15 protein-coding genes, 1 tRNA gene and 1 pseudogene are annotated in these 14,906 nt (G+C 67.2%); 8 read left to right on the plus strand and 9 right to left on the minus strand.

Annotated features, from left to right (window positions below):
* Window positions 1-15 precede the first annotated feature (15 nt).
* Window positions 16-570 carry a hypothetical protein gene (locus IEY07_RS02030; RefSeq protein ID WP_188893492.1) on the minus strand — a complete coding sequence of 185 codons (555 nt, stop codon included), beginning with the start codon at window positions 568-570 and terminating at the stop codon, window positions 16-18.
* 204 nt (window positions 571-774) lie between these two features.
* Between IEY07_RS02030 and IEY07_RS02035 the strand changes: the two genes are divergently transcribed.
* Window positions 775-2,001, plus strand: coding sequence for an MFS transporter (locus tag IEY07_RS02035; RefSeq protein ID WP_188893493.1), 1,227 nt, complete (start codon window positions 775-777; stop codon window positions 1,999-2,001).
* Window positions 2,002-2,012: 11 nt separating this feature from the next.
* The gene (locus IEY07_RS02040) at window positions 2,013-2,702 is read left to right on the plus strand and encodes a GntR family transcriptional regulator (RefSeq protein ID WP_229669612.1); all 690 of its coding nucleotides are present in this window, start codon (window positions 2,013-2,015) and stop codon (window positions 2,700-2,702) included.
* Window positions 2,703-2,747: 45 nt separating this feature from the next.
* Here IEY07_RS02040 and IEY07_RS02045 read toward each other — a convergent pair whose 3' ends face one another.
* From IEY07_RS02045 to IEY07_RS02055, 3 genes are all read right to left on the minus strand, one after another.
* The gene (locus IEY07_RS02045; RefSeq protein ID WP_188893494.1) at window positions 2,748-3,587 is read right to left on the minus strand and encodes an EamA family transporter; all 840 of its coding nucleotides are present in this window, start codon (window positions 3,585-3,587) and stop codon (window positions 2,748-2,750) included.
* Between the two features lie 98 nt (window positions 3,588-3,685).
* Window positions 3,686-4,297 carry a phosphonate metabolism protein/1,5-bisphosphokinase (PRPP-forming) PhnN gene (phnN, locus tag IEY07_RS02050; protein ID WP_188893495.1) on the minus strand — a complete coding sequence of 204 codons (612 nt, stop codon included), beginning with the start codon at window positions 4,295-4,297 and terminating at the stop codon, window positions 3,686-3,688.
* The gene (locus tag IEY07_RS02055) at window positions 4,294-5,094 is read right to left on the minus strand and encodes a DUF1045 domain-containing protein (RefSeq protein ID WP_229669613.1); all 801 of its coding nucleotides are present in this window, start codon (window positions 5,092-5,094) and stop codon (window positions 4,294-4,296) included. The genes phnN and IEY07_RS02055 overlap by 4 nt, the downstream gene beginning before the upstream one ends.
* A 158-nt stretch (window positions 5,095-5,252) precedes the next feature.
* Here IEY07_RS02055 and phnF point away from each other — a divergent pair, with 158 nt between their 5' ends.
* A complete protein-coding gene (gene phnF, locus IEY07_RS02060; RefSeq protein ID WP_188893497.1) occupies window positions 5,253-5,984 on the plus strand; it encodes a phosphonate metabolism transcriptional regulator PhnF in 732 nt (243 codons plus the stop codon).
* Between the two features lie 75 nt (window positions 5,985-6,059).
* Here the strand turns inward: phnF and IEY07_RS02065 are convergent, their stop codons facing one another.
* The 3 genes from IEY07_RS02065 to IEY07_RS02075 form a co-directional block, all read right to left on the minus strand.
* On the minus strand, window positions 6,060-6,812 hold the full coding sequence (locus IEY07_RS02065; RefSeq protein WP_188893498.1) for an SIR2 family NAD-dependent protein deacylase: 753 nt from the start codon (window positions 6,810-6,812) through the stop codon (window positions 6,060-6,062).
* 203 nt (window positions 6,813-7,015) lie between these two features.
* Window positions 7,016-7,966, minus strand: coding sequence for a nucleotidyl transferase AbiEii/AbiGii toxin family protein (locus tag IEY07_RS02070; protein WP_188893499.1), 951 nt, complete (start codon window positions 7,964-7,966; stop codon window positions 7,016-7,018).
* The gene (locus IEY07_RS02075) at window positions 7,963-8,526 is read right to left on the minus strand and encodes a type IV toxin-antitoxin system AbiEi family antitoxin domain-containing protein (RefSeq protein ID WP_188893500.1); all 564 of its coding nucleotides are present in this window, start codon (window positions 8,524-8,526) and stop codon (window positions 7,963-7,965) included. The genes IEY07_RS02070 and IEY07_RS02075 overlap by 4 nt, the downstream gene beginning before the upstream one ends.
* Before the next feature lie 359 nt (window positions 8,527-8,885).
* On the opposite strand from IEY07_RS02075, the pseudogene IEY07_RS24630 reads away from it, so the two are divergent.
* Window positions 8,886-10,400: pseudogene (locus tag IEY07_RS24630) on the plus strand (TOTE conflict system archaeo-eukaryotic primase domain-containing protein); the annotation flags it as partial.
* A 66-nt stretch (window positions 10,401-10,466) separates the two neighbouring features.
* A complete protein-coding gene (locus IEY07_RS24635) occupies window positions 10,467-11,090 on the plus strand; it encodes a DEAD/DEAH box helicase (RefSeq protein ID WP_373288798.1) in 624 nt (207 codons plus the stop codon).
* A 37-nt stretch (window positions 11,091-11,127) separates the two neighbouring features.
* On the opposite strand, the gene IEY07_RS02085 is transcribed toward IEY07_RS24635, so the two are convergent.
* Window positions 11,128-11,213 (minus strand) — tRNA-Leu (locus tag IEY07_RS02085).
* A 213-nt stretch (window positions 11,214-11,426) separates the two neighbouring features.
* On the opposite strand from IEY07_RS02085, the gene IEY07_RS02090 reads away from it, so the two are divergent.
* Genes IEY07_RS02090 through IEY07_RS02100 form a run of 3 tightly spaced genes read left to right on the plus strand, consistent with a single transcriptional unit; the run spans window position 11,427 to window position 13,803 of the window.
* On the plus strand, window positions 11,427-12,188 hold the full coding sequence (locus tag IEY07_RS02090; protein WP_229669614.1) for a VIT1/CCC1 transporter family protein: 762 nt from the start codon (window positions 11,427-11,429) through the stop codon (window positions 12,186-12,188).
* 43 nt (window positions 12,189-12,231) lie between these two features.
* On the plus strand, window positions 12,232-13,572 hold the full coding sequence (locus IEY07_RS02095) for a M20/M25/M40 family metallo-hydrolase (RefSeq protein ID WP_188893501.1): 1,341 nt from the start codon (window positions 12,232-12,234) through the stop codon (window positions 13,570-13,572).
* Window positions 13,573-13,596: 24 nt separating this feature from the next.
* The gene (locus IEY07_RS02100) at window positions 13,597-13,803 is read left to right on the plus strand and encodes a DUF5703 family protein (protein ID WP_188893502.1); all 207 of its coding nucleotides are present in this window, start codon (window positions 13,597-13,599) and stop codon (window positions 13,801-13,803) included.
* A gap of 89 nt (window positions 13,804-13,892) precedes the next feature.
* Here IEY07_RS02100 and IEY07_RS02105 read toward each other — a convergent pair whose 3' ends face one another.
* Window positions 13,893-14,873 carry an aldo/keto reductase gene (locus tag IEY07_RS02105; protein WP_188893503.1) on the minus strand — a complete coding sequence of 327 codons (981 nt, stop codon included), beginning with the start codon at window positions 14,871-14,873 and terminating at the stop codon, window positions 13,893-13,895.
* Window positions 14,874-14,906 lie beyond the last annotated feature (33 nt).

Raw genomic sequence — 14,906 nt, forward strand, 5'->3', positions numbered from 1 at the left:
ATCACCCGAAGTTGATCAATCGAGCGATACCGGATCCGGAGCCGTCGACTGCTCGGCCCGGTGGGAGATCCACAGGCCGACGATGCCGCCCTCCAGGACGAACAGCATGCTCGGGAAGGTGACGAACCGCAGCTCGACGGCCAGATGCTGGCTGAAGCCGCGCGAGTCGAGCAGGAGATGGACCAGGACCGCGAGCACGAAGTTGAGCAGGATGCCGACCACCCAGGACAACAACGGGGACTTGCTGCCCCACATCGCCCGCTGGATGCTGCCGTTGATCGCGCCCAGCGCTGCTCCGAAGATCACCGCGGTCACGGTCCCGTACACGGTGAAGGCGAGCAGGTAGCTCACCCAGCGGGCGGTCTGGGGGAGCAGGGAGGTGTCGGTGCTGCCGGAATTGGTGACCGCGAGGCCGAAGAGGATCGAGCACAGGATGTAGAGCAGCGAACCCCCGAACCCGGCGCCCGCGCCGGCGGCGGCACCGGTCCGGATCATGCCGTCGGGTGGTGTCGGCGCCGGCCGGTTCCTGAGCTCCTCGGCGACGACACGAACATGGGGTTGGGCGCGCATGACTGACCTCTCCAACGGATTCCTTCGCCTCAACTGTCGTCTCCGGGCGGCTATCGCGGCGACTCGTTCACAGGTTCGACTAACCCATCCGACTGACCCCGCCGCCTGACCCCGCCGCCTGACCCCTCCGCCTGACCCATCCGGTCCGCCGCATCCTGCCCCGGTCGGATTACGTTCCGAACAACTTGTATCTATGATGTACTCATGCATGTTCGTCGGAATCCCGGGTGGCAGCGAGTGGCAGTCGCTCTGGCCACGGTCGCTTGGGGTGGCAACCAGTTCACCCCGCTGCTGGTGATGTATCGGCAGCATTCCGGCTTCTCCAGCCAGGCGGTCACGGTTTTGCTGGCTGCCTATGTGATCGGCATCATCCCGGCGCTGCTCCTCGGCGGCCCGTTGTCGGACCGGCACGGGCGCCGGCCGTTGATGTATCCGGCGGTCCCGATCACCGCGCTCGCCAGCCTGCTGCTCGCGCTCGGGGCGGATTCGGAACCGGTGCTGTTCGTAGGCCGGATGTTGTCCGGGGTGGCGCTCGGGCTGGGGATGGCGGTCGGGACCAGCTGGTTGAAGGAGTTGCGGCCCGGCTCCGGTGCGTCACTGGCTTCGACGGCGCTGACGGCGGGCTTCGCCATCGGGGCCGGGGCGGCCGCGGCGCTGGCCCAGTTCGCGCCCTGGCCGACCGGCCTGGCCTACTTGGTGCACATCCTGCTGGCGGTGGCCGCGATGTTCCTGCTGATCGGCACCCCGGAGACCCGCATCTCGCGGCCCGGGCAGGCGCCATCCCGCCCGTTGCTCGCCGACCTCGTCGTGCCGAAGGCGCGAGAGCGGCGGTTCCTGTTGGTGCTGTTGCCGATGGCGCCGTGGATCTTCGGCTTCGCCGGCAGCGCGTACGCCATCCTGCCGAACCTCCTGGTCGGGTGGTCGAAGGGTCTGGCCACCGGTCTGTCCGGCCTGCACTGCTTGATCGCGCTGGGCTGCGGCATCGCCGTCCAGCCGCTCGGCCGTCGGCTGACCTCCTACGGCGCCCCGACCGCGATCGGCGCCGGCCTGGGCACCGGGGTCGTCGGCCTGCTGATCGGCGGATTCGCGATCGCCGGGCAGATCCCTGCCGCATTCCTGGTCGCTGCCGCCGTCCTCGGCTGTGGCTACGGGTTGTTGATGGTCGCCGGACTCGCCGAGGTGCAGCGACTGGCCGGGCCGGACGATCTGGCCGGGCTGACTGCGGTCTTCTACAGCCTGTCCTACCTCGGCTTCTTCGTGCCGGCAGTGCTGGCCGGGCTGAGCCGCGAACTCGGCTATCCGCTGATGTTCGCCGGTGGTGCGGTGCTGGGACTGGTCGCGCTCGGGACCGTCTTGGCCGGAGGTCGCAGCACCCGACCGGAGATCGTCGTGGCCGCGTCGCGGGAGCTCGCGGCCGACGGTGCCGATTAGGCTCTGCCGCTGTGAGCGACACGCCCCGATCAACGAGGATCCCGTCCGATCCAGCCGCCCCCGGGCCGGGCGCCGATGGCGGCACGGCAGCCGACCGCGCCTATGCCCACGTCAAGGAACGGATCCTCTCCGGCGACCTCGAGGGTGGCGAGCTGATCAGTGAGGGCGAGATCGCCGACGGTCTGCAGATGAGCCGTACGCCGGTCCGCGAGGCCTTCCTGCGCTTGCAGACCGAGGGATGGATGAGGCTCTATCCCAAACGCGGGGCGGCGATCACACCGATCAAGCCCCGTGAGGTGGACGAGGTGATCGAGGCCAGGGCGCTGGTGGAGGCCCACGCGGTCGCCTCAGTCGCCGCCGACCCGGCCCGAGCTGCTGATCTTGCTGCCGCACTGACCATGATCATCGACCGGCAACAGCGGGCCGCCGCCGCCGATGATCTTGCCGGATTCGCCGTCGCCGACGCGGATTTCCATGGCAGCATCGCGGCGGCCAGCGACAACGATCTCTTGATCAACTTCTATCTCGGTCTGCGGGACCGTCAGCGCCGGATGACCAGGGACTCGGTGCAGCGGAGTCCCGGCGCACAGGACCGAATCCTTGATCAGCACCGTGAGCTGGTCGACTTGATCGCGGCACAGGACGCCGACGGATTCGCGGCCAGGATCAGCGAACACCTGGACGACATTCACCGGCACTGACCGCAGCACCTGCTGCCGGATCGGGCGTCCGGGCTGATCATGGAATCAGCCCAGCACCACCAGGATGACTGCGAGGACTGCGGCGAGCATGCCGATGATCTGGGTGCGGCTCCAGTGCTCGGCGAGCCGGAAGCGGGCGATCAGCACGGTGCCGGCCGGATACAGCGAGCTCAGAACCCCGACGATGGCGAGCTCACCGAAGCCGGTCGCGACCAGGTAAAGGATGTTGGCGGCGCCGCTGAGGAGTCCCGCGGCGGTCGTCGACAGCACCGCCCGTGCCTGCGGCGTCCTGGCGGACCCGAGGCCAGCGATCGCAATCGGCAACACCAGCAGCAGCACGACCGACTGTCCGGAGAGCAGCGGCCAGGCGCCGTTCCGGGTGCCGGCCTGGGAGAGTGCCACGAAGAGCAGACCGAATCCGGCACCGGCGAGCAGGCCGAGGACGGCGGCGCCGCCGGCGCGCGATCCAGCTGCCGGTCCCGGCTGCCGGGACACCAGCAGTACGGCCGGCAGCGCCAGGACGATGCCGGCGACCTGGATCGCGCTGAGGTGGTTGCCGAGCAGGATCCCGACGACTGCGGGGATCACGCTGGTCAGCACGCCGCACAGGGGAGCGACCACATTCATGCTGCCGACGGCGAGCCCGCGGTAGAGCGCCAGCACTCCGACCGCGCTGCCGATCCCGCTGATGGCTCCCCACAGGATCGGGCCACCGGCCGGTCCGGCACCGGGGAACAACAGCACGGCGACGATCGCAGTCAGCAGCCCGATCACCTGTGCACCGGCGGTGACGAGCCGGAAATCCCAATCGCGGCTGGTGACTCCGGCCAGGTAGTCAGAGATGCCGTACGACAGCGCCGAGGCGAGTGCGAAGACGACAGCCATGGTCAACGGATGGCTAGCAGGGGATCCGACCAGGGCACGGAGCCAGATCCTATAGAGACGGGGCCAGATCCTGTAGAGATCGCCGGGAGGTTGCCGGGTCAGTCGGTGCCGACCTGCCGGCGGAGCTCTCGCAGGAAGTCCAGAAGCAGCTCACCGGCCTCGGCGATGGTCCCGTTGTTGACGATCTCCAGGTCGGCAGAGGTGTCCGGGGCCGGATCGGCCCGATCGAGGCGGGCTGCGATGTCGTGCTCGGCCTCCCGACCACGCGCCGCCAGCCGCACCCGTCGGACGTCCGGCGAGACACTGACGCGGACCACCCGGAGGTGTTCGTAGCGGGCAGCGAGGCCGCCGAGCACCGTGCGCGACACGTTGGCGATCGCGATGCCGCCACCGCGGATGACCGCGTCGACCGAGATCGGCAACCCGTAGCTGAGCCCGTGCGCCTGCCACGTGCTGGCGAAGCCGCCGGAGTCGGCGACGGCTGCGAACTGGGCCCCGGTCAAGTGCTGGGAGTCCTCACCGGTACCGGGTGACCGGGTGATCACGCGCTGGACGAACGCGACCCCCGCCGCGCGATCGCGGGCATAGCCCAGGACCGAATCCTTGCCGACGCCACTGCCGCCCACGACGGCGACGAACGTTCCCGGACCGACCCGATGTGACGGAGCACGGTCCGTGCCGGTGCTCTCGGGCTCGGGCGGTGAGGTCATGCCGCGCTGGTACCCGCGCTCCGGTCGCGTACCGGCATCGGCTCGGTGAGACGGCCGAAATGCGGGCGCAGCGGATGATAGGAGTGCAACTGGAAGTTCGCACCCGGCTCGGGCTCGACGAAGAGCGCCAGCACGTCGAGTGCGATGTCGCGGCCGAGGCTGTTGGCGAACCAGTCACGCAGTACGGCCTCGACCTCGGGGTGGTGCTCCGGTGCGACCCGGTCGGTCAGAGTCAGGTGGAAGCGGAACTCATCGAAGACGTACGGATAGCCCCAGGCGTCCAGCAGGTCGCGCTGTCGTTCGGTGAGCCGTTCCGGCCGACGCCGAGCACGCTCGGCCGGCTCCAGGGGAGCGCGGAATTCGTCCAGGCCGGCGACCACCTGGTCGGCGAGCGCGCGGAGCGGCTTTGCCGTCACTCCCGGTGTGAGTGCGTAGAAGGAGTCCAGCCTGGTCAGCGCCAGCTGGGGGATCAGGACGTCGGAGTGGTCGGCGGCGAACCGGCCCAGGCACCGGTCCAGTTCGCTGAGGCTGCGTCCGGGGGCGAGTCGGAACGGCGCCTTCAAGGTGCCGTGGAAGCCGTATCGCCGAGCATCGACCGTCAGGCCATCGATGGCGTCCCGGGTCCACCCTGTCGGCTCGCGGCCCTGGTCCCCCGTGTAGCGAACCGGTCGACCGACCGTCGACCGACCGAGCCACTCCTCGGCGCGGTCGAGCAGCTGGGCGCCGTACGGATCCGGTCCGGATCCCGGCGCCGCGTAGATGGCGACTCGATACGGTCCGCCCATGCCTCGACTCACCCACCGCCCCTAAGTTGTCTATAGTTCTCGACAACTGAAGGCTAGTCCCGTTGGACTCCGAATCCGCGACCAGCCGGTGAACGTGGCATGAAGTCATCGGATCGGCGGATCCAACCCGGCCGTCGGATCGGCTGGCGAGCGGATGGGAGGCTTGATACATGTCGCAGATCACCCGACCTTCGACCGGCTACGCGGCGTGGCGGCTGATCGCCGAAGAACTGCGGGCCGACATTGTCGAGGGTCGGCTCGGCACCGGCGCCCGGTTGCCGTCGGAGAACGAACTCGCCCAGCGGTTCGGCGTCAACCGCCAGACCGCGCGGCAGGCCGTCACGGCGCTGGCCGGAGAGGGTCTGGTCGAGGCCCGCCGGGGCAGCGGTACCTTCGTCACCGGTGCGCCTGTCCACGTGCACCGGATCGGCGTACGCACCCGGCTGAGCAGCAGCCTGGGACCTTCCGCCGGGCCAGCCACCGGCCGGGTTCTCGATCATGCCCGAGAACGGCCGCCGGCCGGTATCGCGGCCCGACTGCAGCCGCTCGGCGAGCTGGCGATCCGGGTCGAGACGCTGCGGATCGTCGGCGGCAAGCCGCTCAGTCGTGGTACGCATTGGTTCGATCCGGCCCGGGTGCCCGACATCGTCGCCAACCTGCGGCGTACGAGCTCGGTGACGGCGGCACTGCGGGCGGCCGGGATCCACGACTATGTCCGGTTGTCCACGCTGGTCTCGGCCCGGCACGCAACCGCCGCCGAGGTGGTCGAGCTCGAGCTCGAACCGGGTTCGGTCGTGCTGGTCACCGATTCCGTCGACGCGCTGGTCGACCAGACCCCGTTGCAGGTGGGCATCAGCCGCTTCGCGGCGGCACGGATGGCGCTCGACATCGAGCACTCCTGAAATCCGATCCTGGAATCCGTTCCTGGCAATCGAATCCTGACAGTCCCAATTCCTCACAACCACTGGTTGTGACCGTCAGGACGGCTGGGGCCTGAGAAGTCGCGGCAGCGCGGACTGGATGTCGTCCCGTACGACAAGATCGGCAAGCCGGTCCGCCGGTGTCGGTTCTCGGTTGATGATCACGATGCGCGCTCCTGCCGCAGTGGCGGTCTCGGGATACCAAGCGGCAGGCGCGACCCCGAAGGAGGTGCCGACCGCGAGGAACACGTCGCAGTCGGCGACCGCGGACTGTGCCTCCTCGAAGACCGCCTGGTCGAGGTCCTCGCCGAAGAGGACCGTGGTGGTCTTCAGCATGCCTCCGCACCGCGCGCACACCGGGTCGGTGTCGCCGCCCCGGACGCGGTCCAGGATCGTCCGGGTCTGAGTGACGGTGCCACAGGACAGGCATCGTGTCGTCCGCTCGTTGCCGTGCAGTTCGAGGCAGGCCCGGGATCCGGCCATGCGGTGCAGGCCATCGATGTTCTGGGTGATCAGGGCGCGGATGCGTCCTTGGTCCTCGAGATCGACAAGGGCCCGATGGGCCGGCGTCGGAGTGGCGGCCCAAACTGGCGAGGTCGCCAACGCCGACCATGCCCGCCGCCTGACGTCCGGGTTCTCGAGGAAGTCCTCCAGCGTCGACAGCCGTTCGGCTTCGGGATCCTTCGTCCAGACGCCCTCCGGGCCGCGGAAGTCCGGGATGCCGGCCGCGGTCGAGATGCCGGCTCCGGTCAGAACGGTGATCCGTCCGGCCGCGGTCAGCCACGGCGGCGGCTCTTCCAGTCGATTCATCGGATCCCGAATCTAGTCTCCCGAAGTGTCGGAGAGCACATGCACCGAACGCTTTCGCGGACCAGCCGATTGTATGAGTGTGTCCGAGGGGGTCGTGTCCGAGGGGGGATATGTACGCTAAACCCAATGGTCGGAACAGTCGCCTTCGTGATGTGAAACTCCTTGTTGGAACAGCTCTCGGCGGTTTGGTCCACGGGTCGGTTCTACGATGCGGCGATCTCGCGGATCCAGTCGTTGACCTGTGCCACGGCGTTGTCGAGCGACAATCCGATCCCGCCAGAGTCTGCGGCGCGGGCGAAGTCGGCGCCCCAGTGCTGGTGAGCTTCGATAGTCGGCGGCCATGGCCGTGGCGGCCGTCCGAGTTCGGTGGACTCGGTAGCCCTGGCCCCGAACACCGCGGTACTGGCCTGCCGGATTTGGGCGAGAGTCGGGTTTCGGGTAGTGGCTGTAAGGTCGCGGAGCAGGAGTAGGTCGACAATGTCGCGTGCGCGGTCGTTGATGAAGTCCGGGGGTTGGTGCGGGTCAGAGGCCGCATGAAATTTCTGGGCGATCTGGAAGCGCGTGGCGATGGCGACCAGCGTGTCGGGATCGGGTAGGCCGAATCGGTCGAGTGGCGGCGGCTCGATGAGCTCGTATTCGTCGCCGATGCCAGCTTCGTCGGTTGATACTTCGAATTGGATCCGTCGCCATGTCACGCCGCGCAGGTCGAGAATTATGTCGAATCGCCGTGGTTTGATGATCTTGGTCGGCAGGTCGATCACTTCTATCTCCCCGCGGCGGAGCGTCAGTGGTCCCCACGGGTCGGCGAGTGCATCCTCAAGAGCCGCGAAGAAGGTGTCCATTTCACCGCGGATCAGGCCGTCTACATCCTTTGTGGTCCGGGCTGTCGCGTTGAGCCGGTGCTGAAGCAGGGTGCCTCCTTTGAGTAGAAACAGCTGACGTCGGTCGGCATCAACCGCGCGCTGGACGGCTGCGATTGCTATGGACGAGGCGATCAGCCAGCCAAGCCGTCCTGCTCCGGCTTCCTCGCCGAGGATGCGTTCGGCTTGGGCGATCCAGGTGTTGAGTACCTTGGCCGAGACAGGCTGCTTCGTCTTCGGATTAAGCGTTTTGAGCAGCGTGGCCAGCCGGGATCCGATCGGTTCGGCGGTCATGTGCGGTTCTCCAGCTCTTGGCTCAGCGCGTCGCGCTCGCTGGTCTTCAGGTAGCCCTGGGCCTGGCCGCGTTCGATGGCTTGTCTGAGGAGGTAGGCGGGTGTCCCGTAGGACAAGCACTGCTGGATTGCTGTCAGGGGGGTGACGGTCGGGATTTCCTGCCACCAGCCGAGCTGCACGGGTCGGAGGTCCTGGTAGTGAACCACGTAAACCTGGCCGCCAGAGCGCCGGAATCTACGGTGGGTGCCGACGGTGAGGTGGATGCGGTTGGGGTTGATATCGCTGATGCTGTAGACGTCCAGGGCGGTCTCGTGGCTGAGAGCGGCCTCGGGCACCCGGGTCCAGAGCACGGCCAGCGCGAGGTTGTCGTGCTCGCCGACGGGGTAGCGCGGGAACCGGTAGACGCCGTACGCGGCGCGTTCCAGGGTGCCGCGCTGAATGAGCATCTGAAGGGCATGCTTGTCGATGCCAGCAGAGGTGGCCTGTTGAGCGGTGACGAAGCCGTGCTGGGTGGCGGCGATGTCCCACAGCACGTCGCGTGCCAGCAGTCTTGTGCCCATGGCGAAAGTATAACGGAAACGTGCACCTACTGCCAGGCGCGGCGCGGCCCGTTGGCGATTCTGGCGCTGTCGCGGACCGTCGCCGCCGTTGGGTCGGCTTGCCGGGATTGCGGCGAACGCGGTAGCGCTCTTGATCTTGTCGGTACGTTGACCGCGTGTCCGGCGACGAGGAGCGTATGGGCGTGGAAGAAGTTCGGGTGGTTCACGGTCAGGCGGTGGCAGGCAGGGCTGTCGAGTTGGAGCGTCGTCTGGCGACGCTTCGGGTCGAGAATCAGCGGTTGCGGAATTTGCTGCGGGTTTCCGATGGTGTGGAACCGCCATCTGAGCAACAGTTGTTGGTGCCGGCGGATCCCGGACTGGTGACCAACGCCTCGTCGCAGGAGGCGAAGCTGGCGTTGTACGCGCGGCTGTTCGCGGCACGGCGTGATGTGTATGCCCGGTATTGGGAGAACCCGCGGAAGGGAACCAAAGGCTGGTCGCCGGTGGTGCGCGACCAGTTCAGGAGGGGTTCGGTGTGGGAGCGACGGCCGTTGCCGCTGACGACCGAGGTGGTGGAGGCGCACCTGCGCGACAGCGAGCTGTTCATGGGGCTGTACCCGCTGTTGCCGGACGCGACGTGTTGGTGGTTGGCAGCTGACTTCGACGGACCACGGTCGATGTTGGATGCGCACGCGTACGTGAAGTCGGCAGCGTCGCTGGGCGTGCCGTGCGGGTTGGAGATATCGCAGTCCGGCCGCGGTGCACATGTGTGGACATTCTTTACCGGGCCGGTTCCGGCTGCGGATGCGAGGGCGATGGGAACAGCCATCATCCATCGAGCGATGGGCCTGCGTGGGTCGATGTCGCTGACCAGCTACGACCGACTGTTTCCCAACCAGGACACGGTTCCGAGTGGTTCGTCGGGGCTGGGGAATCTGATCGCGGCGCCACTGAACGGAAGACGTCGTGTCGAGCGGCGTACCACTCTGTTCATCGACTTGGCGACGTGGGAGCCGTGGTCGGATCAGTGGGAGTTCCTCTCGAGGCTGGATCGGATGACCCCGCGGCAGGTCGTCGCCGTTGCCCGTACGGAGAGGGTCACTGTCGGGCCGGAGCTGACGAAACTGGAGGCATCACCGGCTACCGCCATCCGACCGAAGCCGGCGCCACAGGTCGAGGCCTCCCTCGGATCGAGATTGATCATCCGGGATGAAGATCTGACACCGGAGTTGTCGGCGGCGCTGCGGCATGCGGCGACGATCCATAACCCGGGCTTCTACGAGGCGCAGCGGGCGCGCCGGTCGACCTGGAACACTCCTCGTTTCGTTCAGGGCTTCGACGTCTCTGTCGACGGCGATCTGTTGCTGCCAAGGGGAATCCGCTGGCAGGCGGAGGATCTGGTTGCCCAGGCAGGCAGTCGACTGATCTGTGACGACGAGCGCAACCAGGGCAGCGAACTGGACGTGACGTTCGGCGGCCTCCTCGATGACCGACAAGTCGCTGCGGTGAACGCCATGCTCGCGGCAGAAGACGGCATCCTGCACGCACCCACGGGCTCGGGAAAGACGATCATGGCGTGCGCGATCATCGCCGAGCGGGCGGTCAGCACCCTGATCTTGATCAACAAGACGACTCTGGCCACACAGTGGAGGAAGCAGATCCTCGACCTGCTCGACATCAAGGCCGGCCAACTGGGTGCAGGGCGCACCAGGACGACCGGCCGGATCGACATCATGATGGTGCAGACACTGGCCCGCCAGACGCCCGAAGAGATCCGCAAGCTGACCGAATGATACGGCCAGGTCGTCATCGATGAATGCCATCACGTCGCAGCCGGTTCGTACGAAAGTGTTGTGTCACAGATCGGCGCCTCCTGGTGGCTCGGCCTGACCGCGACGCCGGAGCGCAAGGACGGGCTGGAGCAGGTGACGACCTGGCAACTCGGGCCCATCCGGCACGTCATGCGTGACACCCTTCCGGACGAGGCGAGCCTGGTCACTCCTTACGACGGCCGGCGACGAACGCTGCACATCCACGAAACCGGCTTCCGCGCCCCTGGAGACTTCGACCCATCCGCACCGGGCGCGATCAGCCAACTTGGAGCCGCACTCGCCGCCGACCCCGATCGCAACGGCCGACTGGCCGATGACATTCGTGCAGCTATAGAAATCGGAAGGAAGTGTCTGGTTCTGTCCCGCCGCCGCGATCAGCTCACGCTGCTGGCCGATCTACTGTCGGATGCCGATCCGATGATCATGCGCGGCGGCATCGGAAACCGGGCACTGGCACAGATTCGCAGCAAGATCGCTGACGCCGAATCGTCCGATCCGTTGCTTGTCCTCACCACCGTCCCGTACGGGGGAGAAGGCTTCGACGCGCCGATCATCGACACGGTCTTCCTCGTCGGGCCCATCTCCTATCCCGGCCTGCTGATCCAGGCAGTAGGAAGGGCGCTTCGCCGACACGAGAGCAAGACCGACGTCATCGTTCATGACTATGTCGACGTACATGTGCCAGTGCTCAATGCGCAGTACAGCCGACGCCGCGCCGCCTATCGACAGATGGGGTTCGTAGCTCAGAGTTGAACGCGACCAACCGATAATCGAACATTTGTACGTTTTGTGTCCGAGGGGGGACTTGAACCCCCAAGCCCTGTAAAGGGCACTAGCACCTCAAGCTAGCGCGTCTACCTATTCCGCCACCCGGACCGGGTCACCGCCGAGAGGCGGGCGCATGAACTATAGCCAAGGGAGGGCTGGACCGCCAAAGCCAAGATCCCCGCGCCTCCCGGGTGGTCGGGCGTAATCACCGTACGACGACCCAGGAGTCCCGCTCGTACGGTGTTCTGCGACGCTTGGCAGTGGATTAGGCAAGGCTAACTTTTCTGGAACTGTTCCAGAAAACGCTCTAAAATCGGGGGCATGAGCGAGATGGCCGCCGAACGAGATGACCAGACCACTGTCACCGCGCCACAGCAGAACGACTCCCACACCGCGACGCCCGAACCGCACGAGGGCATCAACCAACGGCTGAACTGGCTGCGGGCCGGCGTCCTGGGTGCCAACGACGGCATCGTCTCGGTGGCAGGCATCGTGGTCGGTGTCGCCGGCGCTGCGGTCAGCCGCAACGCGATCGGCCTGGCCGGACTGGCGGGACTGGTCGCCGGCGCGCTGTCGATGGCTGCCGGTGAGTACGTCTCGGTCAGCACCCAGCGGGACACCGAGGAGGCGCTGATCGAGAAGGAGAAGCACGAACTCGCGACCATGCCGGAGGAGGAGTTCGAGGAGCTGGTCGCGCTGTATCGCGAGAAGGGTCTGTCGGAGTCGCTGGCCCGCGAGGTGGCCCGGGAGCTCACTGATCATGATGTCCTGCAGGCCCATCTCGACGTCGAACTGGGGATCAACGCGGAAGACCTGACCAGCCCATGGATGGCGGCGGGTGCCTCGGCGGTCTCGTTCACGGTGGGAGCGCTGCTGCCGCTGTTGATGATCATCCTGACGCCCGAGTCGGTCCGCATCCCGTTGACCTTCGGCTCGGTCGTGGTGGCCCTGATGATCACCGGATTCGCCAGCGCCCGCCTGGGTGGTGCGCCCGTCCTGCGGGCGGTGCTGCGCAACGTGATCGGCGGCGCCGTCGCGATGGTGATCACCTATCTGATCGGCATGGTCGCCGGCACCCTCTGAGACGCGGCCGCGGTCGCGCTGGCCCGGATGACAGGATGACGTCATGACGTCTGTTCCCTCCCAGCCTGCACCGAACACGTACGTTCCGGAGGCCGAGGTCGTCGGACTCGCCTCGGAGCTGATCCGGATCGACACCTCCAACTACGGCCCCGAACCGGGCCCGGGGGAGCGGGCTGCCGCCGAACGGGTCGCCGAACTGCTGGACGAGGTCGGGATCAGCAGTCAGCTGTACGAGTCGGAGCCCCGACGCACCAGCCTGGTCGCCGACTGGTCCCCGGACGGGGTGGACGCCTCGGTCCCGCCGCTGTTGATCCACGCCCACCTGGACGTCGTGCCCGCCAACGCTGCCGACTGGCAGGTCGACCCGTTCGCCGGGGAGATCAAGGATGGCTGCGTGTGGGGCCGCGGGGCGGTCGACATGAAGGACTTCGATGCGATGCTGCTCAGCGTCGTACGAGCGCGGGCGAAAGCCGGTGTTGCGCCACGCCGGCCGATCCGGATGATCTTCACGGCCGACGAGGAGGCCGGCGGTCTGCTCGGCTCACAATGGCTTGTTGATCATCATCCCGAACACATCCGGGACTGCACCGAGGCGATCGGCGAGGTCGGCGGATTCTCTGTGACCGTTAAGGATGATCTTCGGCTGTATCTGATCCAGACGGCGGAGAAGGGAATGAACTGGCTGAAGCTGATCGCCGACGGCACGGCCGGTCACGGGTCGATGCGCAACCTCGACAATGCGGTCACCGAACTGTCGGCAGCGGTGGCCCGGATCGGCAACTACAAGTGGCCGGACCGGATCACCGCCTCCCAGCAGGCCTTCCTGAACGCCGTTTCTGAGGCGCTCGAGATTGATCTTGATCCCGACACGGTCGAGGCCACCCTGCAACGTCTGGGCAGCATCTCCCGGATGATCGGCGCCACCATGTCCAACACCGCGAACCCGACGATGTTGCAAGCCGGCTACAAGCACAACGTCATTCCCGGCCAGGCGACCGCGGCCGTCGACGGACGTACGGTGCCGGGCGGCGAGGAGGAGTTCTTCGCCACGATCAAGGAACTGATCGGCGACAAGGTGCATTACGAGGAGATGGTCAACCTGCAGGCGGTCGAGACCGATTTCGCCGGCGCCCTGGTCGAGGCGATGCAGATCAGCCTGGTCGCCGAGGACCCCCAGGCCAAGGCAGTGCCGTACCTGATGAGCGGCGGAACCGACGCCAAAGCCTGGGCCCGGCTCGGCGTTCAGTGCTTCGGGTTCGCGCCGCTGAAGCTGCCCCCGGAACTGGACTTCGTCGGCATGTTCCACGGCATCGACGAGCGGGTGCCGACCGAGTCCCTGGAATTCGGTGCCCGGGTTTTGGACCGCTTCCTCGCGATCGCCTGAAGCCGGGACTACTCTGGGCGGGCAATGGCGATCACATCTGTCGGACCGGTCCAGTACCAGGTCGAGAAGGTTCGGCTCAGCCGCGACCTCTCTCGCGGCGCCGTGCGCAAACTGCTCACCGATCACGCGGAGTACGGCGGCTGGGAACTGACCCGGCTGCGCCGCTACCGCGACGGCACCCGCGAGGTGTGGATACGCCGCAAGATCATCAAGGTCGCCTCGACGCTCTGAACGCCGAGGGGTCAGTTACTACTCGATCTGTGTGGCGTGTCGTCAGGATCGGTTGACTTCCCTCACGACACGCTGGACACACCGAGGGATTAGTGATCCCTCGGCGTGAGAGGGCGGGCGGTGAGGCGGCCGCCCGAGACGTCGTCGAGGGCGACGGCGATCTCGGTCGGCAGCGCCTTGCCTTCGACTGCGAGTGCCGGAGCCAGTTGCGCAGCCGTACGGGCGCCGAGCAGCGGGGCGGTGACGCCGGGGGCGTCGCGGACCCAGAGCAGCGCCACTTGCAGCGGATGCAAGTCCAGGCCCTCGGCCGCGCGGCCGACGGCTTCGACGACGGCACGCGACCGGGTCTGGAGATACGGCTCGGTGAACCAGGAGAAATGGTCGGTCGCCGCGCGCGAGTCGCGGGGGATCCCGGTCCGATACTTGCCGGTCAGGACCCCGCGGCCGAGCGGCGACCACGGGAACAGACCGAGGCCGAGCGCTCGGACGGCCGGCAGCACTTCGACCTCGGCCCGCCTGGCCAGCAGCGAATATTCGACCTGGGTGCTGGTGATCCTGGCCCTGCCGGGGACCGCCTGCTGCCAGGTGGCGGCCTGGGCGGTCTGCCAGCCGACGAAATTCGAGATCCCCACGTAGCGGGCCTTGCCGCTGTCGATCGCATGGTCGAGAGCCGACAATGTCTCATCCAGCGGTGCCGATCCCCATGCGTGCACCTGCCAGATGTCCACATGATCGGTGTCCAGCCGGCGCAGCGACCCTTCCAGGTCACGAAGCAGTGCCCGGCGGGAGGTGTCGGTGATTCGCTTGCCGTTGCGGATCGCGAACCCGGCCTTGGTGGCGATCACCAGCTCATCCCGGTCGACCACCTCACGGGTCAGCTTGGCGATCAGCCGCTCCGCGTCACCGCCGGCGTACGCGGCCGCCGTGTCGATCAGGTTGCCTCCGGCCTCGCAGAAGCTGGCCAGCAGGTCGCGGGCGTCGTCGGCGCTGGTATCCCGGGCCCAGGTCAGCGTCCCGAGCCCGAGCCGGGAAACCTGGAGTCCACTGTCGCCGACCTGCCGCATCTCCATGGGACGTGACCCTAACTTGTCCGGCCGCAGATC

This window comes from Microlunatus endophyticus, assembly GCF_014646195.1.
GTDB classification, from domain to species: domain Bacteria; phylum Actinomycetota; class Actinomycetes; order Propionibacteriales; family Propionibacteriaceae; genus Microlunatus; species Microlunatus endophyticus.